Origin of the sequence: Pseudomonas sp. yb_2, from assembly GCF_043103905.1 — a bacterium.
Taxonomy (GTDB): domain Bacteria; phylum Pseudomonadota; class Gammaproteobacteria; order Pseudomonadales; family Pseudomonadaceae; genus Aquipseudomonas; species Aquipseudomonas alloputida.
The window spans coordinates 1-21,942 of record NZ_JBICKH010000055.1; the positions used below are offsets into that span (position 1 = coordinate 1).

Genomic DNA, 21,942 nt, shown 5'->3' on the forward strand with positions numbered 1-21,942 from the left:
GACGCATTCGCGGGTAAACCCGCGCCCACCCGTCAGCGGAAGCTGTAGGAAACCCCCGCGTATACGCCAAACCCTTCGCCCGGTGTCGAACGGGCATTGTCCTTGCCGGCGTCGTTGTAGGCCGGCGTCACGGTCGCTGCATAGCGCTGGTTGGTCAGGTTGCGCAGGTCCAGCCAGGTCTGCCAGTCCTGTTTCGGTGAGTCCCAGCCAACGCGCGCACCGAGCAAGGCATATTCATCGGCGTGGAAGCTATTGGCATAGTCCACCTGCACCTTCGAGGCCATTTGTGTATTGACCCCGGCATAGAAGCCGTTCGGCCAGTCATAGCGCAGCTCGGCCTGGTAGTAGTGCATGGGGATGCCGGGCAGACGGTTGTCGCCAAACGTGTCGTCATCACGGTAGTGGAAGTCGCTGAAGGTGTAGGCCTGGCGCAAGCTCAGCTTGCCAGTGCCCGCGCGCTCCCACAGGGTGCTGTCGAGGCCGGCTTCCACGCCTTGGTGCACGGTAGCGCTGGCGTTGAATTCCGAGGTGAAGTTCGGCACTACCTCAACGGCCAGCAGTTCGTGGCGTACTTGCGAGTAGTACCAGGCCAGGTCCCAGCGGCCGAGCGCCGAGTCGCCACGGGCGCCCAGTTCCAGGGTGGTGGCTGTCTGGTTCTGCATCTCGATCGGCTGGATCTGCTTGCCGCCTGTGCTGGGCGCGCTCCAGATCAGCGACCACGGGTGTGGCGGCTCTACCGAGCGGCTCAGGTTGCCGTACACCTGCAAGTCCGGGCGGATGTCGTAGCGCAGCCCCAGGCGGGGGGCATAGTCCCAGTCATGCATGCTCACCTTGCCGCCTTCAGAGGGGTAGGTCACGTCACTTTCGCGGCGCGTGTAGATCATGGCCAGGCCGGTGCTCAGCCACAGGTTGGGGACCAGTTCCAGGTCGTTGCCAACATGCAGCACGGTGTCCGAGCCCTGGTAGGTGAAGTCTCGGGTGCGCTCGCCGAACACATCGCCATTGCGGGTAAATTGCGAAGCGCCGCTGTTGGGCAGGTGCTTGGTGGTACGCCAACCGACGGTGGTCTTGCTCTCGCGGCCGAACAGTGTGTCGCGGCGGAAATAGTTCAGCGTGCCGCTGACATCGGTATTGGCGACCTTCAGGCGCATGGGGCCTTCGCGCAGGTCCATCGGGTAGTCGTGATAGACCAGGCCGGCTTCCAGGCGTGCCTCGTCTTCGAGGTAGAAGGTCGTCTTGTTGCCCACCCAGGTGCTGCCTGGTTGCGGGCGGCTGTCGTCGCGTGCCAGATAGTTGGGGTTGGCCGCGCGCGGGTGGTGCTTGATCTGGTCCTTGGTCAGGCGGCCGGGCAGTTCGTTTTCAGTTTCCCGATAGCGCAGGTAGAAGCGGGTTTCCAGGTTGGGGTTGAAGCGGTAACCGGCATTGGCGGCAATGCCCTTGGCGCTGCCGCTGCTGTGCGCCTGGTAGCCGTCATATTCCGAATCGGTCAGGGCCACGTAATAGTCAAGGTTGCCCAGCACCTGGCCCGAACTGATGTGCCGATGCTGATAGCCGCGGCTACCGACTTCGTAGCGTACTTGCAGTGCAGGCGCGTCGTAGCCGGTGTGGGTGACGTAGTTGATCGCACCGCCCAAGGCCAGGGAGCCTTGGTCAAAGCCATTGGCGCCACGCAGCACTTCGGCACGGCTCAGCCACAGCGGTTCGAACAGTTCGTAAGGCGTGCCGCCCGGGCCGGTCAACGGCAGGCCGTCGAACATGGTGTAGACACCGGAACCGTGCGCCCCCGGCGCACGGTTGAGGCCCGAGCCGCGTATCGACAGCTTGATGCCATCGTTACCTGCCGATTGGGCGAACACCCCTGGCTGGTAGGCCAGCACGTCCTGGTTGCTGGCCACTCGGCCTTGCCCCACGCGCTGCATGTCCACCAGGTTGCTGGCTCCCGGTATTTCACGCAGGCGCTCGCCGGCTGCCGTCAGCTCGTTCTGCTCCTCATCGGTGATCAGCACCCGGCCCAGTTCGACCGCGGATGCCCCCAGGGCGGGCTGGGTGGCAGCCAGTGCCGCCAGCAGGCCGAGGCAGGATGAGAGGGGTAAATCGGAACGCATTGTACGACTCCAGGCGAAAGGCGAATGGACAACGGCGTTGAGACGAGCGAAATGCGGCTTGGAGCACGCAGAAAGTCAGCAAATCGTGCGCATCCTTCGTCATACGGTCTTGTACGAAAGTTCTTTACAAACCACGGCGGTGGAGGCAGGTGGCCTGTGCTTCGTAAGGTGACTGCAGGTAGGCAGCAATGCCCCGCTCAATCACCCGTGGAGTTCAAACATGACTGACAACGCTCGACACTCGCAGCAACCCCTGGCGGACGCCCCGGTTCGCCTGACGCCACGTGAACAGCAAGTGCTGTTGTGGTGTGCTTATGGCAAGAGCTCGTGGGAGATCGGCCAGATCCTTGAATGCAAGGAGTCGACGGTGAATTTTCACGTATCCAACATCCTGCGCAAATTTGAAGTGCCTACCCGGGTGGCCGCTGTGATCAAGGCCATTCGCTACGGCATGCTGGCCGAGCAGTAAGGGGGTAGCGCATGAGCAACGATCCTCGGCTACCGCGCTTTGCCGATTGCCATGACCCGTTCTGGCCGCGGGTGGATCTGGGCAGGTTGCGTGAGCACCTGCAACTGCCGCGGTCTGTCAGTGACGCGGCTTTGGAAGTGGCCGCGCGCTGCGCAGCCATCGAGGCAGCAAGGGAATTCGCCCGCTGGCGGTCAGTGCTGCGAGAGCGGGGCTACAAGCGGCTCGAGGATGTGGCCGGGCATGATCATGGGCGTGCCTTGCGGGTGTGCTACATCCGTTTTGTCGAAGCGGCGGTCATGTATAGCCTGGGGTCAACCGCCTGCCTGCCTGTTCCGCGCGGAGGGCAAGTCCATGCCTGAGCGATCTGTTTTCGACCACCTGGCCCCGGCATTGGTGACGTTCCTGGGGGTTGATGGCGATGTGCTGTTCGCCGCGCTGCTGGGAGCATTGTTGGTGAGCGCGGCACGCGATCGATTGATCACCAGTGAGGCCAGGCGCCTGACACTGGCCAAGAAACTCCTGCTGCTATTCGTGACCGTGGGCGTGGGCCATTTGTTCGAGCCACTGGTTTCGTCATTGGTGCCTTTGCTGACCCGGGGCATGGCGGCATTCGTGGCCGCTGTGGTGGTGATCCCCATCAGCCTCAAGGTCATGGTCTGGCTGGATACACTCGACCCACGCGAACTCATCCAGCGCTGGCGCCGTCGGGGTTAGCCACTGGTTGCGCCGCCGAGCTCGCTCAGTTGCTGTTCCAACTGCTGGATGCGCTGTTTGTCCTTGATGAACAGCAGGATGGCCTGGCGATCGCTGTGCGAGAGCGTGCGCAGCCGTTCGAGCATGTCGCACTCCCAACCCACATCACTTGGGGCGGCGTTGTGCTCGGCTTGGCCCAGCAATAGCCAGTCCAGTGAGCATGCATGCTTTTTAGCGATATCTATGCAAAGTGAGTAAGGAATGCTTTCGCGAACCTTCCAGCTGCTCAGCGTTTGCGGGCTGACCGACAGTGCACGTGACAGCTCGGCATCAGTGTTTGCGCCAGTAAGAAGCTTAAGGCGCGTGAGCACCTCAGCAAGTATGTGAGTACTCATAACAAATATCCATGACTGGTTTAATGATATTCCATGGGCTTAAACTACTCGTTATGAATACAGCCCTGCGTTTTAAGGAGCACTTCTGCAATGAGAACCATCAAATTGAAGAATACACCCACAGTTGCAGCCAATACTGACACACAGGCTAGCCTGGACAATGCTAGCAGGTACTTGCCGTGAGTACTTACAAGCTGGTTTGCCCGCATTGCCACAGCCGGATGCGCATACGTACTAGCGAAGGGCGCCATATTTTCCTGCGAATCGCTTATTTGCAATGCACCACCGAGGCGTGTGGCTGGTCAGTGCGCGCCGAATTCGAAATGACCCATGAACTCTCCCCCAGCGGCATGCCCAACCCGGAAGTGTACCTGCCTTCGGCCAATGGTGATTTGCGCAAGGCCGCCTTGCCGGGCGCAGGCCAGGGCAGTCCGAGTGAGTGAGGCACCCGTGGGCGCAGGTAGCAAAACGTGCAGATAAAAAAACACCCCGCCTAGGCGGGGTGTTTTCTGTTACCGGGGCTGCCGGGGTGATCAACCGATCAGTTGCAGGCCCGCTTGCTGAACCATCTCCAGCAGGGGCTGCGGGTACACACCCAGTACGAAAGCGAGAATGGCGATAGCCAGCAGCATGACACCGCCGGTGCGCTGTTCCCACTTGAGCGGGGCGTCGTGACGACGCAGGTTCGGCTCGACCAGGTACAGGGTAACCATGACGCGCAGGTAGTAGTACACGCCGATGGCGCTACCGATCACCAGCGCACCGACCAACCACCACAGGTGCGATTCGACGCCGGTAGCGATGATGTAGAACTTGCCGATGAAGCCGGCGGTCAGCGGGATACCCGCCAGCGACAGCATCATCACGGTCAGTACCGCTGTCAGGTACGGGCGGCGCCAGAACAGGCCGCGGTACTCGTACAGGGCATCGGCGTCACGGCCGCCGTATGGCGAGGACATGAGGGTGATGACGCCGAAGGCGCCCAGGCTGGTGATCACGTAGGTGACCAGGTAAACGCCCATGGCTTCCAGGGCCAGGCCCTTGCTGGCGACCAACGCGATGACCAGGTAACCGAAGTGGGCGATGGACGAGTAACCCAGCAGACGCTTGAGGTTGCTCTGGGTCAGCGCCAGCAGGTTACCAATCAGGATCGAGGCTACGGCAATCACCGCCAATACGGTGCTGAGCACGCCGCTGCTGGCAGCAGGGGAGAGCATGAACAGGCGTACGACAACGGCGAATACTGCCACCTTGCTGGCGGTTGCCAGGAACGCGGCGACCGGCGCCGGAGCGCCTTCGTACACGTCCGGGGTCCACAGATGGAACGGTACCAGCGACAGCTTGAAGGCCAGGCCAACCAGCATCATGCCCAGGCCCAGCTGGGCCACCAGGCTTGGCATGCTGGTGGTAGCCAGGGCCTTGCCGATCTGGTCGAAGCTCAGGCTGCCGGCGTCGGCGTACAGCAGGGCCATGCCGAACAGCAGGAAAGCCGAGCCTGCGGCCGACAGCACCATGTACTTGATGCCAGCTTCCAGCGATCGCTTGTTGAAGAAGGCATACGCCACCAGGCCGTAGACCGGTACCGACAACAGCTCCAGGCCGATGAACAGGCCGGCTAGGTGGTTGGCGCTGACCAGCACCAGGCCACCGAGGGCCGACATCAGCAGCAACAGGTACAGTTCTTCACGGTTGCCCGGGAAACCCTTGGCGCCCTCGCCGAGGTAGGCGTGGGCGAGGGTGACGCAGGCCAGCGTCGCCACGAGGATGATCGCCATGTACAGGCAGGCGAACTTGTCGATGGTGATCAGCGATGTGACCGCCAGCGGCGCGACCTTCAGCGCCGGCAGGAGCGACAGCAGGGCCAGGTTCAGGCCCACGGTGGACAGCAGGAAGGTCTGCGAGTGGTTGCGCTTCCAGGCGATCGCCAGCATCACCACCACCGTGGTGATGGTGGTGATCAGCATCGGCGCCAATGCGATGAAGTGTTGAGTGGTGAATTCCATAGCGCTCTTACCGGGCCGAAGCGAGTTGAGTGAAAGCGGATCCGAGCCACTGCTGCACACCACTCATGGTGGCGGCAGAGGTGTCGAGGAACGGCTGCGGATACACGCCCAGCAGGATCAGCAATACCGCCAGACCCAGAACCATGATCAGTTCGCGACCGTCCATGCCGGCCAGCACGGTGTCGGTCTTGGCCGGGCCGAAGTAGGCGCGGTGGATCATGATCAGCGAGTACACCGAACCGAACACCAGGCCGGTGGTGGCAATCACGGTGATCCACGGTACATGCACGAAGCTGCCGATCAGGATCAGGAACTCGCCGACGAAGTTGCCGGTGCCTGGCAGGCCCAGCGATGCCGCTGCGAAGAACAGGCTGATGGCCGGCAGGTAGGCGATGCGGTGCCACAGGCCACCCATCTGACGCATGTCACGGGTGTGCAGGCGCTCGTACAGCTGGCCGGACAGGATGAACAGCGCCGCAGCCGACAGGCCGTGGGCCAGCATCTGGATCACCGCACCTTGCAGGGCCTGCTGGCTGCCGGAGTAGATACCGATCAGCACGAAGCCCATGTGCGAGACGCTGGAGAAGGCGATCAGGCGCTTGATGTCGGTTTGTGCGAAGGCCAGGAAGGCACCGTAGAAGATACCGATCAGGCCCAGGGTCATGGCGATCGGCGCGAACTCGGCCGAGGCGTTCGGGAACAGCGGCAGAGCGAAGCGCAGCAGGCCGTAGGCCGCGGTCTTCAGCAAGATACCCGCCAGGTCCACCGAGCCTGCGGTCGGTGCCTGGGCGTGAGCGTCAGGCAGCCAGGAGTGGAACGGCACCACCGGCAGCTTCACCGCGAAGGCGATGAAGAAGCCCAGCATCAGCACGTACTCGATACCGGCTGGCAACTCGGCCTTGAGCAGGTCGCTGTAGTTGAAGGTGAGCACGCCAGTGGTGTTGTAGTTGACCAGCACCAGGCCCAGGATCGCCACCAGCATGATCAGGCCGCTGGCCTGGGTGAAGATGAAGAACTTGGTCGCCGCGTAGATCCGGGTCTTCTTGCCGTCTGCCGAGCTGTGACCCCAGAGCGCGATGAGGAAGTACATCGGCACCAGCATCATTTCCCAGAAGAAGAAGAACAGGAACAGGTCCAGGGCCAGGAACACACCGACCACGCCGCCGAGGATCCACATCAGGTTGAGGTGGAAGAAGCCGACGTGGCGCTGGATCTCTTTCCAGGAACACAGTACCGACAGCACACCGAGCAGGCCGGTGAGCAGGATCATCAGCAGCGACAGGCCGTCCAGGGCCAGGTGGATGCTGATGCCGAAACGCTTGATCCACTCGACTTTGTATTCGAGTGCCCAGGCCGGTTCGGCGCCCGGTGCGGGAGCAAGGGTGTAGTCGCCGGTACCCCACAGCCACAGGCCGATGCCAAGCAGCAGGGACATGGTAAGCAGCGCGATCCAGCGCGGCAGGGTGGCGCCGAAGCGCTCACCCAGCCAGCAGAGGAAGCCGCCGATGAAGGGGATCAGGATCAGCCAAGGCAAAATCATGACGGGTTGGTTTCCTTTGGCAAAGTCGCAAGATTCATAGTCATACCGCAGCCACTACCACGGCACCGAGCACCAGCACGGCACCCACGGCGATAGAGGCGGTGTACCAGCGCAGTTGGCCAGTCTCGGTCTTGCTCATGGCCACGTGGCCACCACGCGCCATCCGAGGAATCAGGCCGATGGTGCGGTCAACCGGGTCCTTGCGCAGGATGTGGCTGATCAGCAGGTACGGTTTGACGAAAAGCTTGTCGTAGATCCAGTCGAAGCCCCAGGCAGCGAACCACCAGGCCGACAGGACGCGACCGATGCCACTGTTGGCGACGGCGCTGACGAAGCGGCGCTTGCCCAGGAACAGCAGGGCGGCCAGCAGGATACCGGCGATGGCGATGGCACCCGAGGTGATCTCCAGCGCGTGCTTGGCTTCGCCACCGGCATGGCCGGCGCTTTCCGGCAGCACACCGGCCAGCGGCGGGGTGATCCAGGCGCCGACGAAAGTCGACAGCACGATCAGCACGCCCAGCGGCAGCCAGTGGCTGATGCCGTGGCCAGCGTGGGCTTCGGTCTTGGCTTCGCCGTGGAAGGCGATGAAGATCAGGCGGAAGGTGTACAGCGAGGTCATGAACGCGCCTACCAGGCCGGCATACAGCAGGCCGGTGTTGCCGCTGGCGAAGGCTTCCCAGAGGATCTCGTCCTTGGAGTAGAAGCCTACGGTCACGATCGGCAGGGCCGCCAGTGCCGCACCACCGACCACGAAGCTGGCGTAGGCCAGCGGCAGTTTCTTCCACAGGCCGCCCATCTTGAAGATGTTCTGCTCGTGGTGGCAGGCAACGATCACCGCACCGGAGGCAAGGAACAGCAGGGCCTTGAAGAAGGCGTGGGTCATCAGGTGGAAGATCGCCGCGTCCCAGGCACCCACGCCCAGGGCCAGGAACATGTAGCCGATCTGGCTCATGGTCGAGTAGGCGAGGATACGCTTGATATCGGTCTGTACCAGCGCAGCGAAGCCTGCCAGTACCAGGGTCACGCCACCGACCACACCTACAAGGTGCAGGATTTCCGGCGCCAGCAGGAACAGGCCGTTGGTACGGGCGATCAGGTACACGCCCGCGGTCACCATGGTTGCGGCGTGGATCAGTGCCGAAACCGGAGTCGGGCCCGCCATGGCGTCGGCCAGCCAGGTCTGCAATGGCAGCTGCGCCGATTTACCGACCGCACCACCCAGCAGCATCAGCGTGGCCAGCACCATCCAGGTGTCGCCAGCCTGGAACTTCTGCGGTGCCAACACCAGCAGTTCCTGCACGTTCAGGGTGCCCAGCTGGGCGAACAGGATGAACAGGCCGATGGCCATGAACACGTCGCCGATACGGGTGACGATGAATGCCTTGAGTGCCGCGTTACCGTTGTTGCGGTTGCTGTAGTAGAAACCGATCAACAGGTACGAGCACAGGCCCACGCCTTCCCAGCCGAAGTAGATGAACAGCAGGTTATCGCCAAGGATCAGGAACAGCATGCTGGCGATGAACAGGTTGGTGTACGAGAAGAAGCGCGAGTAGCCGGCTTCGCCACGCATGTACCAGGATGCGAACAGGTGGATCAGGAAGCCGACACCGGTCACCACGCCGAGCATGGTGACCGACAGGCCGTCCAGGTACAGGGTGAAGTTCGGCGCGAAGCCGTCCACCGACATCCACTGCCACAGCAGCTGGCTGTACGCGCCGCCCTCAGGCGGGGCGACGTTGAACTGCCAGATGACGTAGGCGGCCGTGGCGGCCGACAGGCCTACCGAGCCGACGCCGATCAGGGCGGACAGGTTCTCCGAGAACCGTCCGCGCGAGAACGACAGCAGCAGGAAGCCGATGAGGGGAAAGACGAAAGTCAGGAAGAGAAGGTTCATCCGCGCATCTCACTGGCAGCATCGATGTCGAGAGTGTGGAAGCGGCGATACAGCTGCAGCAGGATGGCCAGGCCAATGCTGGCCTCGGCGGCTGCCAGGCTGATCACCAGAATGAACATCACCTGACCGTCGGGCTGGACCCAACGGGCACCGGCGACGACGAACGCCAGGGCAGAGGCGTTCATCATGACTTCCAGGCTCATGAGCACGAAGAGGATGTTGCGGCGGACCATCAGGCCAACCAGACCTAAGCAGAACAGGATGCCGGCGACCGCCAGCCCATGCTCGAGAGGGATAGCACCCATGATTTACTCCTTCGCCTCGTTGCGGCCCAGGTGGAAGGCGGTGACGGCTGCAGCCAGCAGCAGCATCGACGCCAGTTCGACCACCAGCAGGTACGGGCCGAACAGGCTGATGCCCACGGCTTTCGGGCCCACGGTGGTACCGCTGATGCCGGCGCCGCTCGGGGCGACGAACAGGACGTACAGCAGTTCCGCCAGCAGCAGGGTGCCGAGGATCACTGGCCCTGCCCAGATACCGGGCTTGAGCCAGCCCCGTTCCTGGGCGACCGAAGCCGGCCCGAGGTTGAGCATCATCACCACGAACACGAACAGCACCATGATGGCGCCGGCGTAGGCGATCACTTCCAGGGCGCCGGCAAACGGCGCACCCAGGGCGAAGAAGATCATGGCCACGGAAATCAGCGAAATGATCAGGTAAAGCAAGGCGTGCACGGGGTTGGTGCCAGTTACCACCCGAAGGGTGGAGACCACGGCGATCCCGGATGCGAAGTAGAAAGCGAATTCCATCTTTCTGTCCTTATGGGAGCAAGCTCTTCACGTTGATCGGCTCGGCTTCGTTCTGTGCAGAGCCCTTCGGCTTGCCAGCGATTGCCATACCCGCAACACGGTAGAAGTTGTAGTCAGGGTTCTTGCCGGGGCCGGAGATCAGCAGATCTTCTTTCTCGTACACCAGGTCCTGACGCTTGAACTCGGCCATTTCGAAATCCGGAGTCAGCTGGATCGCGGTGGTCGGGCACGCTTCTTCACACAGGCCGCAGAAAATGCAACGCGAGAAGTTGATGCGGAAGAACTCCGGGTACCAGCGGCCGTCCTCTGTCTCGGCCTTCTGCAGCGAAATGCAGCCCACCGGGCAGGCCACCGCGCAGAGGTTGCACGCTACGCAGCGCTCCTCGCCATCGGGGTCGCGGGTGAGGACGATGCGGCCGCGGTAGCGCGGCGGCAGGTACACGGGTTCTTCGGGGTATTGCAGGGTGTCGCGCTTGCGGAACCCGTGGGAGAACACCATTGCCAGGCTGCGCAGCTGGGTGCCGGTGCCCTTAACGATGTCGCCGATATACTTGAACATGGGTCAAATCCTCACTGGGCCGCGACGGCTGGCGTGTTGTAGAGCACGATCGCAGCGGTCACCAGCAAATTGATCAGGGTCAGCGGCAGGCAGAACTTCCAGCTGAAGTCCATCACCTGGTCATAGCGTGGGCGCGGGATCGAGGCGCGCAGCAGGATGAACAGCATGATGAAGAACGCGGTCTTCAGGGCGAACCACAGGAACGACAGTTGCGGCAGGATGCCGAACGGGCCGTGCCAGCCGCCGAAGAACAGGGTTACCAGCAGCGCCGAGATGAGGATGATGCCGATGTACTCACCGACGAAGAACATGCCCCACTTCATGCCGGCATACTCGATGTGGTAGCCGTCGGCCAGTTCCTGTTCTGCTTCCGGCTGGTCGAACGGGTGACGGTGAGTCACGGCGACGCCAGCGATGAAGAAGGTGCAGAAGCCGAAGAACTGCGGAATGATGAACCACAGGTTCTGCGCCTGGTACTCAACGATGTCGCGCATGTTGAACGAACCCACCTGCACCACCACGCCCATCAGCGCCAGGCCCAGGAACACTTCGTACGACACGGTCTGTGCCGAAGCACGCAAGCTGCCCAGCAGGGCGTACTTGTTGTTCGACGACCAGCCGGCGAACAGCACCGCGTAGACCGACAGGCCGGCCATGGCGAAGAAGAACAGCAGGCCGATGTTCAGGTCGGCAACGCCCCAGGTCGGGGTGATCGGGATGACCACGAAGGCGATCAGCAGGGCGCTCATGGCCACTACCGGTGCCAGGGTGAAGATCACGCGATCGACGAAGGGTGGGTTCCAGTCTTCCTTGAAGAACATCTTCAGCATGTCGGCAGCGATCTGGAACATGCCGAACGGGCCGACGCGGTTCGGACCGTAACGGTCCTGCCACCAGCCCAGCAGGCGGCGCTCGACGAAGCTGAGCAGCGCACCGCAGACCACCACCGCCAGCAGGACCACGATGGCCCGCAGCACGGTGAGGATCACATCGATCACTTCGGGGGTGAACCAGCTCATTGTGCTGCCTCCTGCAGACCTTCGACGGATGCACCGAAGATGGCAGGCGGAATGCCAGCCAGGCCTTTCGGCAGCGCGACCAGGCCAGCGCCCAGCTCTTCATTGATACGCAGCGGCAGGCGCAGGGCCACACCGGCGACGTTCAGGCTCAGCAGGGCACCCTCGTTGACGCCCAGGCGGTCGGCTTCGGACTTGGCCAGGGCCACGTAGGCAGCCGGGATGCGTTCTTGAACCGGGGCGGCGCGCGAGGAGCTTTCTTCGCTGCCGAACAGGTGGAAGAACGGTACGGCAGTCCAGGTACCACGGGCCGGGTTGAAGGCCCCCGGAATGGTGTTGAACCAGTTCAGGCGGTCGCCTTGCGATTCGATCAGGCGTACGCCTGGGTCACCGGCACGCAGGTGGCCACCGACCTCGTCCTGAAACTTGTTCCAGGCTTGTGGGGAGTTCCAGCCCGGCGACCAGGCGAATGGCACCTGCTGGCGCGGTTCGGCCGAACCCGAGTAGCCTTCCATGGAGAAGGCGAACGCGGTGTCCTTGTCTTGCGGGGTGCGCGGCTCGTGCACACTGATGTTGGCACGCATGGCGGTACGGCCGGAGTAGCGCAGCGGCTCACGGGCCAGCTTCATGCCCTTGATGCGGAACGCAGCGCTCGGCGCGGCGTTGACGATGCCAGCCAGTTGCGGAGCGGCTTCGGCGCAGGCGCTGGTGACGTGGTCCAGCTGGGTCCAGTCGACCGGCTTGTTCAGCAGGGTGGCACGCAGGGCGTGCATCCAGCGCCAGCCTTCGTGGATCTGGATGCTGCTGTCCAGGTACTGCGGGTCGAACACCTGGAAGAAGCGCTGGGCACGGCCTTCCTGGCTGACCAGGGTACCGTCGCCTTCGGCGAACGAGGCGGCCGGCAGCACCAGGTGGGCGCGGTCGACGGTGGCGGTTTTGGAGTGGTCGGCAACGATCACCACCTTGGCCGCAGCCAGGGCAGCATCGACCTTGGCGGCCGGTACGCGGGCGTACAGGTCGTTTTCCAGCACCACGATGGCATCGGCTTTGCCGCTGATGACCGCGTCTAGGGCGGCATCGACCGACTCGCCACCGAGCATGGCCAGGCCGAGGCTGTTGGCCTCAGGCACCACCAGGCTCAGCGAGCCGTTTTTCTCGCGCAGCTTCAGGGCCTTGGCGATGTTGGCAGCCGCTTCGATCAGCGCCGGGTCGGCCAGCGAAGTACCGGCTACGACCAGTGGGCGCTTGGCGGCGACCAGGGCGTCGGCGATGCGCTGGGCCAGGGCCTGGGCTTCGTCGTCCAGGCCGGCGACGGCAGGGGCGCTCGGGTCGATGGCGTGGGCCACGGCGAAACCGATGCGGGCCAGGTCGGCCGGCGCGGCGTGTACGCACTCTTCGGCGACGTCGTCCAGCTTGGTTTCAGCCAGGGATGCGATGAACAGCGGGTACAGCGCGTGCTGGCCAATGTTCTTCACGGCAGCGTCGAGCCAAGGCTGCACTTTCATGGCTTCGGCCATGGCCTCGGCCTTGCCTTTGGTGGCCTGGCGCACGGCCAGGGCGACGCGGGCAGCGGTCTGGGTCAGGTCTTCACCGAGCACGAACACGGCGTCGTGGTCTTCGATGTCGCGCAGGGTCGGCACGGGCAGCGGGCTGTTGTTCAGCACGTTCAGGGCCAGGCGTACGCGGGCCAGTTCGCCAGCTTCCATGCCCGAGTAGAAGTACTCGGCGCCGACCAGCTCACGCAGGCCGTAGTTGCTTTCGAGGCTGGCGCGTGGCGAGCCGATACCGACGATGGTACGGCCGCGTAGCAGGTCGGCGGCCTTGTCCAGGGCGGCGTCCAGGCCCAGCTTGGTGCCGTCGGCCAGTTGTGGCTGGCGTGGGCGGTCCTTGCGGTTGACGTAGCCGTAGCCGAAGCGGCCGCGGTCGCACAGGAAGTACTGGTTGACCGAACCGTTGAAGCGGTTTTCGATACGGCGTAGTTCGCCGTAGCGCTCACCCGGGCTGATGTTGCAGCCGCTGGAGCAGCCATGGCAGATGCTTGGGGCGAACTGCATGTCCCACTTGCGGTTGTAGCGTTCGGAGTGGGTCTTGTCGGTGAATACGCCGGTCGGGCAGACCTCGGTCAGGTTGCCGGAGAACTCGCTTTCCAGCACACCGTCTTCGACGCGGCCGAAGTACACGTTGTCGTGGGCGCCGTAGACGCCCAGGTCGGTACCACCGGCGTAGTCCTTGTAATAGCGCACGCAGCGGTAGCAGGCGATGCAGCGGTTCATCTCATGGGCGATGAACGGGCCGAGGTCCTGGTTCTGGTGGGTACGCTTGGTGAAACGGTAGCGGCGCTCGTTGTGGCCGGTCATTACCGTCATGTCCTGCAGGTGGCAGTGACCGCCTTCCTCGCACACCGGGCAGTCGTGCGGGTGGTTGGTCATCAGCCATTCGACGACGCTGGCGCGGAACGCCTTCGACTCTTCATCGTCGATGGAAATCCAGGTGCCGTCGGAAGCAGGGGTCATGCAGGACATGACGATACGACCACGGGTGTCGTTCTCGTCGGTGTACTGCTTGACTGCGCATTGCCGGCAGGCGCCAACGCTACCAAGCGCCGGGTGCCAGCAGAAATAAGGGATGTCGAGGCCGAGCGACAGACATGCCTGTAACAGGTTGTCTGCACCGTTGACTTCGAGCGCTTTGCCGTCTACGTGGATAGTGGCCATTGTTCAAAGTTCTTCGTTGGCCCGCGTGAGCGGGCGTGGCTAATGGAAATCGGTGAGCTTGCGACACGCCTCGATTGCTCGGGCCTGCCGGTAAGCTGGCGAGTGGCACGGACCACCCGCCTAATCATCTTGTTATGCGCCGACCACGATCGGCTTCGCCAGGTCGGGGCGCAGGGTGGCAGCGCTTTCTGGCGCCACGCCGGCCTCGAACTCCGAGCGGAAGTATTTGATGGCACTGCCCAGCGGCTCGACGGCACCCGGTGCGTGAGCACAGAAGGTACGGCCCGGGCCGAGGAAGTTGACCAGCCCCAGCAGCGTCTCGATGTCCTCGGCGCGGCCTTGGCCGTTTTCCAGCGCGCGCAGCATCTTCACGCTCCACGGCAGGCCGTCACGGCATGGGGTGCACCAGCCGCACGATTCGCGGGCAAAGAACTCTTCCATGTTGCGCAGCAGCGACACCATGTTGATGCTGTCGTCGACCGCCATGGCCAGGCCAGTACCCATACGGGTGCCGACCTTGGCGATGCCACCGGCGTACATTTGCGCATCGAGGTGCTCAGGCAGCAGGAAGCCGGTACCGGCGCCGCCTGGCTGCCAGCACTTGAGCTTGAAGCCATCGCGCATGCCACCGGCGTAGTCTTCGAACAATTCGCGGGCGGTAACGCCAAATGGCAGTTCCCACAGGCCTGGGTTCTTCACCTTGCCGGAGAAGCCCATCAGCTTGGTGCCGTGGTCCTCGCTGCCTTCGCGGGCCAGCGACTTGTACCAGTCGTTGCCGTTGGCGACGATGGCCGGGACGTTGCACAGGGTCTCGACGTTGTTCACGCACGTCGGCTTGCCCCACACGCCAACGGCGGCAGGGAAGGGCGGCTTGGAGCGCGGGTTGGCGCGGCGGCCTTCCAGCGAGTTGATCAGCGCGGTTTCTTCACCGCAGATGTAGCGGCCTGCACCGGTGTGCACGAACAGCTCGAAATCGAAACCGCTGCCCAGGATGTTCTTGCCCAGCAGGCCGGCGGCCTTGGCTTCATCGATGGCACGGTTGAGGTTTTTCGCTGCGGTGGTGTACTCGCCACGCAGGAAGATGTAGCCGCGGTAGGCCTTCAGGGCGCGGGCGCTGATCAGCATGCCCTCGACCAGCAGATGGGGCTGTTGCTCCATCAGCATGCGGTCCTTCCAGGTGTTCGGCTCCATTTCGTCCGCGTTGCACAGCAGGTAGCGGATGTTCATGGATTCGTCTTTGGGCATCAGGCCCCACTTCACGCCAGTGGGGAAACCTGCACCGCCACGGCCTTTGAGGCCGGAGTCCTTGACGCTCTGCACGATGTCGTCGGCGGACATTTGCGCCAGCGCCTTGCGGGCTGCGGCGTAGCCGTTCTTCGATTCGTACTCGGCCAGCCAGACCGGCTCGCCGTCGTCACGCAGGCGCCAGGTCAGCGGGTGGGTTTCGGCCGAGCGCGCGATGCGGTTGGCCGGGCCGAAGGAAGTAATGGTCATACGTAACCCTCCAGCAGTTTGGAAACGCCAGCCGGCTGCACGTCACCGAAGGTGTCGTCGTCGATCATCAGTGCCGGAGCCTTGTCGCAGTTGCCCAGGCAGCACACGGGCAGCAGGGTGAAACGGCCGTCGGCAGTGGTCTGGCCGAGGCCGATGCCCAGCTCGCTCTGGATCTGGCTGACCACCGACTCATGGCCGCCGATGTAGCAGACCATGCTGTCGCACACGCGGATGATGTGGCGGCCGACCGGTTGGCGGAAGATCTGGCTGTAGAAGGTGGCGACACCCTCGACGTCGCTGGCCGGAATGCCCAGCACTTCGCCGATGGCGTGAATGGCGCCGTCCGGCACCCAGCCACGCTCCTTCTGGACGATCTTCAGGGCTTCGATGGACGCCGCGCGCGGGTCCTCGTAGTGATGCATTTCGTGCTCGATGGCCGAGCGCTCGGTTTCGCTCAGGGCGAAACGGTCTGTCTGGATAAGCGTGCTGTTCATGCTTAGCGGTCCACGTCAGCCATAACGAAGTCGATACTGCCCAGGTACGCAATGAGGTCGGCAACCATGCTGCCTTTGATCACCGAAGGGATCTGCTGCAGGTGCGGGTAGCTCGGGGTGCGGATCCGGGTGCGGTAGCTCATGGTGCCGCCATCGCTCGTCAGGTAGTAACTGTTGATGCCCTTGGTCGCTTCGATCATCTGGAACGACTCGTTGGCCGGCATGACCGGGCCCCACGAGACTTGCAGGAAGTGCGTGATCAGGGTTTCGATGTGCTGCAGGGTGCGCTCTTTCGGCGGCGGCGTGGTCAGCGGGTGATCCGCCTTGTACGGGCCTTCCGGCATGTTGCGCAGGCACTGGTCGATGATGCGGATACTCTGACGCATCTCCTCGACACGGACCATGCAGCGATCGTAGGCATCGCCGTTGTGGGCCAGCGGTACTTCGAACTCGAAGTTTTCGTAGCCGGAGTAAGGACGGGCTTTACGCAGGTCGAAGTTGCAACCGGTGGCACGCAAGCCGGCACCGGTGGTGCCCCATTCCAGCGCTTCCTTGGTGTTGTACGCGGCAACGCCGATGGTACGGCCCTTGAGGATGCTGTTTTGCAGGGCGGCCTTGGTGTATTCGTCGAGGCGCTTGGGCAGCCATTCGACGAAGTCCTTGACCAGCTTGTCCCAGCCACGTGGCAGGTCGTGGGCGACGCCACCGATGCGGTACCAGGCCGGGTGCAGGCGGAAACCGGTGATCGCTTCGATCACGGTGTAGGCGCGCTGGCGGTCGGTGAAGGTGAAGAACACCGGGGTCATGGCGCCGACGTCCTGGATGTAGGTACCCAGGAACAGCAGGTGGCTGGTGATGCGGAAGAACTCGGCCAGCATGATGCGAATCACGTCGACCTTCTGCGGCACCTTGATGCCGGCCAGCTTCTCTACCGCAAGCACGTACGGCAGGTTGTTCATCACCCCGCCGAGGTAATCGATACGGTCGGTGTAGGGGATGAAGCTGTGCCAGGACTGGCGCTCGGCCATTTTTTCGGCGCCACGGTGGTGGTAGCCGATGTCCGGTACGCAGTCGACGATTTCTTCACCGTCCAGCTGCAGGACGATACGGAACGCACCGTGCGCCGAAGGGTGGTTGGGGCCGAGGTTGAGGAACATGTAGTCCTCGTTGGCGCCCTGGCGCTTCATGCCCCAGGCTTCCGGGTTGAAGCGTGCCGATTCCTCTTCAAGCTGCTGCTTGGCCAGGGTCAGGCTGTAGGGGTCGAACTCGGTCGCACGAGCAGGGTAGTCCTTGCGCAGCGGGTGACCTTCCCAGGTCGGCGGCATCATGATGCGGCTGAGGTGCGGGTGGCCGGCAAAGTCGATGCCGAACATGTCCCAGACTTCGCGCTCGTACCAGTTGGCGTTTGGCCAGATGCCCGTCACGGTCGGCAGGTTCAGGTCGCCTTCGCTGAGCGACACCTTGATCATCACATCGCTGTTACGCTCGATCGACAACAGGTGGTAGAACACGCTGAAATCGGCGGCTGGCAGGCCACGGCGCTGGGTGCGCAGGCGCTCGTCGACGCCATGCAGGTCGTACAGCATGCTGTAAGGCTTGGCGACGCCGCGCAGGAAGCTGAGCACCTCTTTGAGCTGGGCGCGTTTTACCCACAGCACGGGCATGCCGGTGCGGGTTTCCTGGGCGACGAATGCGTCGGCGCCAAAACGGTTGTTCAGTTCGACGACCACATCCTGGTCGTCAGCCTTGTAGGGCGGAATGAAAATAGCGTTGTCCGCTGTCATGGTCTCGGTCGCTTTGGGTCAACGTTAAGAATGAAGCCAGGCCGCCGGCTCCTTCGGGAGCGGGCGGCAGGTCGCTGGATCAGACTTCGTCGGGGCTGCGCAGGTTGGTTACTGCAATGCGCTGCTCACGACGCAGGTCTTTCTGGGCTGGCATCTCGGCACGGTAAATACCTTGATCACCAACAACCCAGGAAAGCGGGCGTCGTTCTTGGCCGATCGACTCCTGCAGCAGCATCAAGCCTTGCAGGAAAGCCTCAGGGCGTGGCGGGCAGCCAGGCACATAGACGTCCACGGGGAGGAACTTGTCGACCCCCTGAACGACCGAGTAGATGTCGTACATGCCACCGGAGTTGGCGCACGAACCCATGGAAATGACCCATTTCGGCTCGAGCATCTGCTCGTAGAGGCGCTGGATGATCGGCGCCATCTTCACGAAGCAGGTACCGGCAATGACCATGAAGTCGGCCTGACGCGGCGAGGCCCGGATGACTTCGGCGCCGAAGCGGGCGATGTCGTGGGGTGCCGTGAAGGCCGTGGTCATTTCCACGTAGCAGCAGGACAGGCCGAAGTTGTACGGCCAGAGGGAGTTCTTGCGGCCCCAGTTGACCGCGCCACGCAGCACATCTTCAAGTTTGCCCATGAAGATGTTCTTGTGGACCTGGTCCTCCAGCAGTTGATCGGTGACGGTTTCCCGTTCACCGACCGGGTACTGCTCGTTGGGCGCATCCGGATCGATTCTGGTGAGATTGTATTGCATGCCAAAGCCTCATTGTTTCAGCTTCGCTTGCCGCTTGCGGCGACCTTCGGGAGCCCAATCAAGTGCCCCGACGCGCCATAGGTAGACAAGACCTGCCAACAGAATTGCTATGAAAACGAGTGCTTCGACGAATCCGGTCCAGCCGCTTTCGCGGACGGACACAGACCATGCAAAGAGAAAGAGGGCTTCGATATCGAAGATCACGAACAGCATCGCGACCAGATAGAATTTGGCGGACAGGCGCAGGCGAGCGCTGCCGACGGGCAGCATGCCGGATTCGAAGGGTTCGTTCTTGGCGCGGCCCCAGGCCTTGCTACCGAGCAGGCTGGACAGGCCGAGCATGAAGGCGCACAGGCCGACGACACCCAGGAGGAAGATGGCAAAGCCCCAGTTGTGGGCGATGAGTCCTGCCGAATCGGACATGCTAGAAATCCTTATACAGAGACCCAGCTCTGCAGTCTGAAATAAGTGTAGAGCGGCGACTTGGCGTCGCACATGCAGTGACCAAATGTCGCAGCCGGATCAATCGCGCTGATTTTATGGGTAAACCTGGTGCAAGTAAAATTTCTGTCGCAAATTTATTCGTAGGATTAAGTACAAAAACCGTTCGTAACTGGCTGAGAGCCTTGAAATTCGGGCATTACGCGCGGTTTTGTTAATTATGTTTCTTGCAGCGGGTAACGAATTGCAAACCCTGTAATGATAATTAATATCATTTGAACTGCTGCGCTCGAATTTCGCTGTTCTGCGCCTTGTAAAGTTCATCTGGCGATTCCCCCTACTTGCAATTGCAAAAAACCCTTGTTCTAGCAGCTCTCGGTCCTGCGCGCACCGCTCTGGGTCAATACTTTATCGGTTGAGCGATGACCGACTGATGAAGCGATGGCCCATTGGCCGAGCCAGTAGGCGAGGATGATCAGGTACGGTGCGGCGGCGAACGGGCTGATGAAGCGGTCGATGCCGATCAGGCTGTCGGAGAACACGAACAGGCCGGCACCCAGTGCTGCCACTCCCCCGCAGGCCAGTGCGCGCCAGAGCATGGCGCTGATGGCCAGGGCGTAGAGTGCTACCGGGATCAGCAACGGGCCGAGGCCGTTGTTGGCCAGTACGCCGAGCAGCGCGATGCCAGTGATTGCGCTGAAGATCAGTGCGGGCAGGGCGGGGCGCAGGGTAATGCCGCAATAGCCGCGCAGGTAAGCAAGATGGGCGCAAAGGAAGGCGGCCAGGCCGAACACGAACAGGTCGGCGGGGATGGCCAGCAGGATGTCACCGAGTACCGAGAAGCCCAGGCCGATCGAGATCCACGTGCGATAAGGCGAAACCGGGGTGCTGCGCAGCCAGGCAATCAAGGCCAGCACCGGGATGGGTTTGGCCATCAGGGCGAGCATGGTGTTGTCGCTGGCCAGTGCATATATATAGAGGGCAGCGGCGGTCAGGGCGAGAATCATCAGGTGGCTTGGACGAGGCATGGGCGGTCCTTGCTGCTGGGCTGCCACAAGCATAGCCCTGATCCGGGGTTTTGCTGTGGCCTGTGCCGGCCCTTTCGCGGGTGAACCCGTTCCTGCAGCGGCCTGCGCCCAATCGCCGATGTGTGTCTCCTCCCGATCAGTGTAGGTGCGGGTTTACCCGCGAATACGGTAGCGGCGGAAACGGTGAACGGCTGGTAAAAATTGGCCAGCAGGCCCGGCCCTTTCTCGGGTAAAAACAAAGGCCCGGAGCTTTCACAAGCCCCGGGCCTTTGTTCAACGGCAACCCACTATCAGTGGAACTGCTCTTCCTCGGTCGAACCGGTCAGTGCAGTCACCGACGAAGCGCCACCCTGGATCACGGTGGTCATGTCGTCGAAGTAGCCAGTGCCCACTTCCTGCTGGTGCGCCACGAAGGTGTAGCCCTTGCTGGCATCAGCGAATTCCTGCTCCTGCAGCTTCACGTAGGCGGTCATGTCGTTGCGGGCGTAGTCGTGCGCCAGGTTGAACATGCCGTGCCACATGTTGTGGATGCCGGCCAGGGTGATGAACTGATGCTTGTAACCCATGGCCGACAGTTCGCGCTGGAACTTGGCGATGGTGGCGTCGTCCAGGTTTTTCTTCCAGTTGAAGGAAGGCGAGCAGTTGTACGACAGGATCTGGTCCGGGTACTCCTTCTTGATCGCCTCGGCGAAGCGGCGGGCTTCGTCCAGGTCCGGCTTGGCGGTTTCACACCAGATCAGGTCGGCGTACGGGGCGTAGGCCAGGCCGCGGGCAATGGCCTGGTCGAGGCCGGCGCGGACCTTGTAGAAGCCTTCGCGGGTGCGCTCGCCAACCACGAACGGCTGGTCGTACGGGTCGCAGTCGCTGGTCAGCAGGTCGGCGGCGTTGGCATCGGTACGCGCCAGGATGATGGTCGGTACACCCGACACGTCAGCGGCCAGGCGAGCGGCCACCAGCTTCTGCACGGCTTCCTGAGTCGGCACCAGCACCTTGCCGCCCATGTGGCCGCATTTTTTCACCGAGGCCAGCTGGTCTTCGAAGTGCACGCCGGCGGCGCCTGCTTCGATCATGTTCTTCATCAGCTCGTAGGCGTTCAGTACGCCACCGAAACCGGCTTCGGCGTCGGCCACGATGGGCGCGAAGTAGTCGATGTAGCCGTCGTCGCCCGGGTTCTTGCCGGCTTTCCACTGGATCTGGTCGGCGCGGCGGAACGCGTTGTTGATGCGTTTGACCACGGTCGGTACCGAGTCGACCGGGTACAGCGACTGGTCAGGGTACATCGACTCGGCCGAGTTGTTGTCGGCGGCAACCTGCCAGCCGGACAGGTAGATGGCCTGGATGCCGGCCTTGACCTGTTGTACAGCCTGGCCGCCGGTCAGGGCGCCCATGCAGTTGACGAAATCTTTGTCGGGGCGGAAGGACGGGTGGGCACCTTCGGTGACCAGCTTCCACAGTTTTTCTGCGCCCTGACGCGCAAAGGTGTGCTCAGGTTGCACGGAGCCACGCAGGCGAACGACATCAGCGGCGGTGTAGGTACGGGTCACGCCTTTCCAGCGCGGGTTTTCGGCCCAGTCTTTCTCGAGGGCTGCAATTTGCTGTTCGCGTGTCAGTGCCATGGAAATAAACCTCGTCGCATCGATCTTGGGTTAATTGTGCTGATGCTCGGAGCAGATCAGGTGCCTGGCGGCTGTCCTGTTCGCAGGAATGCGGCGGCGAACGCGAAGGCTCGAAGGGGAAGGTTGGGCAG

General features: G+C 62.6%; 21 protein-coding genes. 4 read left to right on the forward strand and 17 right to left on the reverse strand.

The genetic code is table 11. From position 1 onward, the window contains the following. Positions 1-32 precede the first annotated feature (32 nt). Entirely contained in the window at positions 33-2,105 is a 2,073-nt protein-coding gene (locus ACF8FB_RS13355) for a TonB-dependent receptor family protein (RefSeq protein WP_392511450.1), read from the reverse strand. A 220-nt stretch (positions 2,106-2,325) separates the two neighbouring features. On the opposite strand from ACF8FB_RS13355, the gene ACF8FB_RS13360 reads away from it, so the two are divergent. From ACF8FB_RS13360 to ACF8FB_RS13370, 3 genes are read left to right on the forward strand one after another with little or no spacing between them, the layout of a single operon-like run. Continuing rightward, complete coding sequence (locus ACF8FB_RS13360) at positions 2,326-2,574, forward strand: helix-turn-helix domain-containing protein (RefSeq protein ID WP_003251454.1); 249 nt, start codon at positions 2,326-2,328, stop codon at positions 2,572-2,574. An 11-nt stretch (positions 2,575-2,585) separates the two neighbouring features. Next, positions 2,586-2,933, forward strand: a complete 348-nt coding sequence (locus tag ACF8FB_RS13365; protein WP_064493164.1) for a head completion/stabilization protein — start codon at positions 2,586-2,588, stop codon at positions 2,931-2,933. Beyond that, positions 2,926-3,288: a hypothetical protein gene (locus ACF8FB_RS13370; protein ID WP_014590308.1), complete on the forward strand. Its 363-nt coding sequence runs from the start codon at positions 2,926-2,928 to the stop codon at positions 3,286-3,288. Before ACF8FB_RS13365 ends, ACF8FB_RS13370 begins: the two co-directional genes overlap by 8 nt. Here the strand turns inward: ACF8FB_RS13370 and ACF8FB_RS13375 are convergent. Continuing rightward, positions 3,285-3,662, reverse strand: a complete 378-nt coding sequence (locus ACF8FB_RS13375; protein ID WP_010954907.1) for a helix-turn-helix domain-containing protein — start codon at positions 3,660-3,662, stop codon at positions 3,285-3,287. The genes ACF8FB_RS13370 and ACF8FB_RS13375 overlap by 4 nt on opposite strands. 179 nt (positions 3,663-3,841) lie before the next feature. Between ACF8FB_RS13375 and ACF8FB_RS13380 the strand changes: the two genes are divergently transcribed. Further along, positions 3,842-4,105 carry an ogr/Delta-like zinc finger family protein gene (locus ACF8FB_RS13380; protein ID WP_010954906.1) on the forward strand — a complete coding sequence of 88 codons (264 nt, stop codon included), beginning with the start codon at positions 3,842-3,844 and terminating at the stop codon, positions 4,103-4,105. A gap of 90 nt (positions 4,106-4,195) precedes the next feature. On the opposite strand, the gene nuoN is transcribed toward ACF8FB_RS13380, so the two are convergent. From nuoN to aceA, 15 genes are all read right to left on the reverse strand, one after another. Then, a complete protein-coding gene (gene nuoN / locus ACF8FB_RS13385; protein WP_010954905.1) occupies positions 4,196-5,665 on the reverse strand; it encodes an NADH-quinone oxidoreductase subunit NuoN in 1,470 nt (489 codons plus the stop codon). A gap of 7 nt (positions 5,666-5,672) precedes the next feature. Next, positions 5,673-7,205 (reverse strand): NADH-quinone oxidoreductase subunit M, encoded by a 1,533-nt coding sequence (gene nuoM, locus ACF8FB_RS13390; RefSeq protein WP_010954904.1) that lies wholly within the window; start codon positions 7,203-7,205, stop codon positions 5,673-5,675. A gap of 40 nt (positions 7,206-7,245) precedes the next feature. Next, positions 7,246-9,099 (reverse strand): NADH-quinone oxidoreductase subunit L, encoded by a 1,854-nt coding sequence (gene nuoL / locus ACF8FB_RS13395; protein ID WP_392511451.1) that lies wholly within the window; start codon positions 9,097-9,099, stop codon positions 7,246-7,248. Continuing rightward, positions 9,096-9,404 (reverse strand): NADH-quinone oxidoreductase subunit NuoK, encoded by a 309-nt coding sequence (gene nuoK / locus ACF8FB_RS13400; protein WP_003251446.1) that lies wholly within the window; start codon positions 9,402-9,404, stop codon positions 9,096-9,098. Before nuoK ends, nuoL begins: the two co-directional genes overlap by 4 nt. 3 nt (positions 9,405-9,407) lie before the next feature. Further along, positions 9,408-9,908 (reverse strand): NADH-quinone oxidoreductase subunit J, encoded by a 501-nt coding sequence (gene nuoJ / locus ACF8FB_RS13405; protein WP_003251444.1) that lies wholly within the window; start codon positions 9,906-9,908, stop codon positions 9,408-9,410. A gap of 10 nt (positions 9,909-9,918) precedes the next feature. Then, positions 9,919-10,467 carry an NADH-quinone oxidoreductase subunit NuoI gene (gene nuoI / locus ACF8FB_RS13410; RefSeq protein ID WP_003251442.1) on the reverse strand — a complete coding sequence of 183 codons (549 nt, stop codon included), beginning with the start codon at positions 10,465-10,467 and terminating at the stop codon, positions 9,919-9,921. An 11-nt stretch (positions 10,468-10,478) separates the two neighbouring features. Continuing rightward, a complete protein-coding gene (gene nuoH / locus ACF8FB_RS13415) occupies positions 10,479-11,486 on the reverse strand; it encodes an NADH-quinone oxidoreductase subunit NuoH (protein ID WP_003251440.1) in 1,008 nt (335 codons plus the stop codon). Next, positions 11,483-14,197: an NADH-quinone oxidoreductase subunit NuoG gene (nuoG, locus tag ACF8FB_RS13420; protein ID WP_392511452.1), complete on the reverse strand. Its 2,715-nt coding sequence runs from the start codon at positions 14,195-14,197 to the stop codon at positions 11,483-11,485. Before nuoG ends, nuoH begins: the two co-directional genes overlap by 4 nt. 132 nt (positions 14,198-14,329) lie before the next feature. Next, positions 14,330-15,691 (reverse strand): NADH-quinone oxidoreductase subunit NuoF, encoded by a 1,362-nt coding sequence (gene nuoF / locus ACF8FB_RS13425; protein ID WP_010954901.1) that lies wholly within the window; start codon positions 15,689-15,691, stop codon positions 14,330-14,332. Beyond that, positions 15,688-16,185: an NADH-quinone oxidoreductase subunit NuoE gene (nuoE, locus tag ACF8FB_RS13430; RefSeq protein WP_003251433.1), complete on the reverse strand. Its 498-nt coding sequence runs from the start codon at positions 16,183-16,185 to the stop codon at positions 15,688-15,690. Before nuoE ends, nuoF begins: the two co-directional genes overlap by 4 nt. Before the next feature lie 2 nt (positions 16,186-16,187). Next, positions 16,188-17,969 (reverse strand): NADH-quinone oxidoreductase subunit C/D, encoded by a 1,782-nt coding sequence (nuoC, locus tag ACF8FB_RS13435; RefSeq protein WP_010954900.1) that lies wholly within the window; start codon positions 17,967-17,969, stop codon positions 16,188-16,190. Between the two features lie 79 nt (positions 17,970-18,048). Then, positions 18,049-18,726 carry an NADH-quinone oxidoreductase subunit B family protein gene (locus ACF8FB_RS13440; RefSeq protein WP_003251429.1) on the reverse strand — a complete coding sequence of 226 codons (678 nt, stop codon included), beginning with the start codon at positions 18,724-18,726 and terminating at the stop codon, positions 18,049-18,051. 9 nt (positions 18,727-18,735) lie between these two features. Beyond that, positions 18,736-19,149: an NADH-quinone oxidoreductase subunit A gene (locus ACF8FB_RS13445; protein WP_003251427.1), complete on the reverse strand. Its 414-nt coding sequence runs from the start codon at positions 19,147-19,149 to the stop codon at positions 18,736-18,738. A 383-nt stretch (positions 19,150-19,532) separates the two neighbouring features. Then, positions 19,533-20,195 (reverse strand): lysoplasmalogenase, encoded by a 663-nt coding sequence (locus ACF8FB_RS13450; RefSeq protein WP_392511453.1) that lies wholly within the window; start codon positions 20,193-20,195, stop codon positions 19,533-19,535. Positions 20,196-20,485: 290 nt separating this feature from the next. Next, positions 20,486-21,811, reverse strand: a complete 1,326-nt coding sequence (aceA, locus tag ACF8FB_RS13455) for an isocitrate lyase (RefSeq protein ID WP_010954897.1) — start codon at positions 21,809-21,811, stop codon at positions 20,486-20,488. Positions 21,812-21,942: the final 131 nt, after the last annotated feature.

What these genes read in the sequence shown, in the direction of transcription:
- ACF8FB_RS13355 (WP_392511450.1), bottom strand. Translation starts at nt 2,105, where the DNA reads ATGCGTTCCGATTTACCCCTCTCATCCTGCCTCGGCCTGCTGGCGGCA.
- ACF8FB_RS13360 (WP_003251454.1), top strand. Translation starts at nt 2,326, where the DNA reads ATGACTGACAACGCTCGACACTCGCAGCAACCCCTGGCGGACGCCCCG.
- ACF8FB_RS13365 (WP_064493164.1), top strand. Translation starts at nt 2,586, where the DNA reads ATGAGCAACGATCCTCGGCTACCGCGCTTTGCCGATTGCCATGACCCG.
- ACF8FB_RS13370 (WP_014590308.1), top strand. Translation starts at nt 2,926, where the DNA reads ATGCCTGAGCGATCTGTTTTCGACCACCTGGCCCCGGCATTGGTGACG.
- ACF8FB_RS13375 (WP_010954907.1), bottom strand. Translation starts at nt 3,662, where the DNA reads ATGAGTACTCACATACTTGCTGAGGTGCTCACGCGCCTTAAGCTTCTT.
- nuoN (WP_010954905.1), bottom strand. Translation starts at nt 5,665, where the DNA reads ATGGAATTCACCACTCAACACTTCATCGCATTGGCGCCGATGCTGATC.
- nuoM (WP_010954904.1), bottom strand. Translation starts at nt 7,205, where the DNA reads ATGATTTTGCCTTGGCTGATCCTGATCCCCTTCATCGGCGGCTTCCTC.
- nuoL (WP_392511451.1), bottom strand. Translation starts at nt 9,099, where the DNA reads ATGAACCTTCTCTTCCTGACTTTCGTCTTTCCCCTCATCGGCTTCCTG.
- nuoK (WP_003251446.1), bottom strand. Translation starts at nt 9,404, where the DNA reads ATGGGTGCTATCCCTCTCGAGCATGGGCTGGCGGTCGCCGGCATCCTG.
- nuoJ (WP_003251444.1), bottom strand. Translation starts at nt 9,908, where the DNA reads ATGGAATTCGCTTTCTACTTCGCATCCGGGATCGCCGTGGTCTCCACC.
- nuoI (WP_003251442.1), bottom strand. Translation starts at nt 10,467, where the DNA reads ATGTTCAAGTATATCGGCGACATCGTTAAGGGCACCGGCACCCAGCTG.
- nuoH (WP_003251440.1), bottom strand. Translation starts at nt 11,486, where the DNA reads ATGAGCTGGTTCACCCCCGAAGTGATCGATGTGATCCTCACCGTGCTG.
- nuoG (WP_392511452.1), bottom strand. Translation starts at nt 14,197, where the DNA reads ATGGCCACTATCCACGTAGACGGCAAAGCGCTCGAAGTCAACGGTGCA.
- nuoF (WP_010954901.1), bottom strand. Translation starts at nt 15,691, where the DNA reads ATGACCATTACTTCCTTCGGCCCGGCCAACCGCATCGCGCGCTCGGCC.
- nuoE (WP_003251433.1), bottom strand. Translation starts at nt 16,185, where the DNA reads ATGAACAGCACGCTTATCCAGACAGACCGTTTCGCCCTGAGCGAAACC.
- nuoC (WP_010954900.1), bottom strand. Translation starts at nt 17,969, where the DNA reads ATGACAGCGGACAACGCTATTTTCATTCCGCCCTACAAGGCTGACGAC.
- ACF8FB_RS13440 (WP_003251429.1), bottom strand. Translation starts at nt 18,726, where the DNA reads ATGCAATACAATCTCACCAGAATCGATCCGGATGCGCCCAACGAGCAG.
- ACF8FB_RS13445 (WP_003251427.1), bottom strand. Translation starts at nt 19,149, where the DNA reads ATGTCCGATTCGGCAGGACTCATCGCCCACAACTGGGGCTTTGCCATC.
- ACF8FB_RS13450 (WP_392511453.1), bottom strand. Translation starts at nt 20,195, where the DNA reads ATGCCTCGTCCAAGCCACCTGATGATTCTCGCCCTGACCGCCGCTGCC.
- aceA (WP_010954897.1), bottom strand. Translation starts at nt 21,811, where the DNA reads ATGGCACTGACACGCGAACAGCAAATTGCAGCCCTCGAGAAAGACTGG.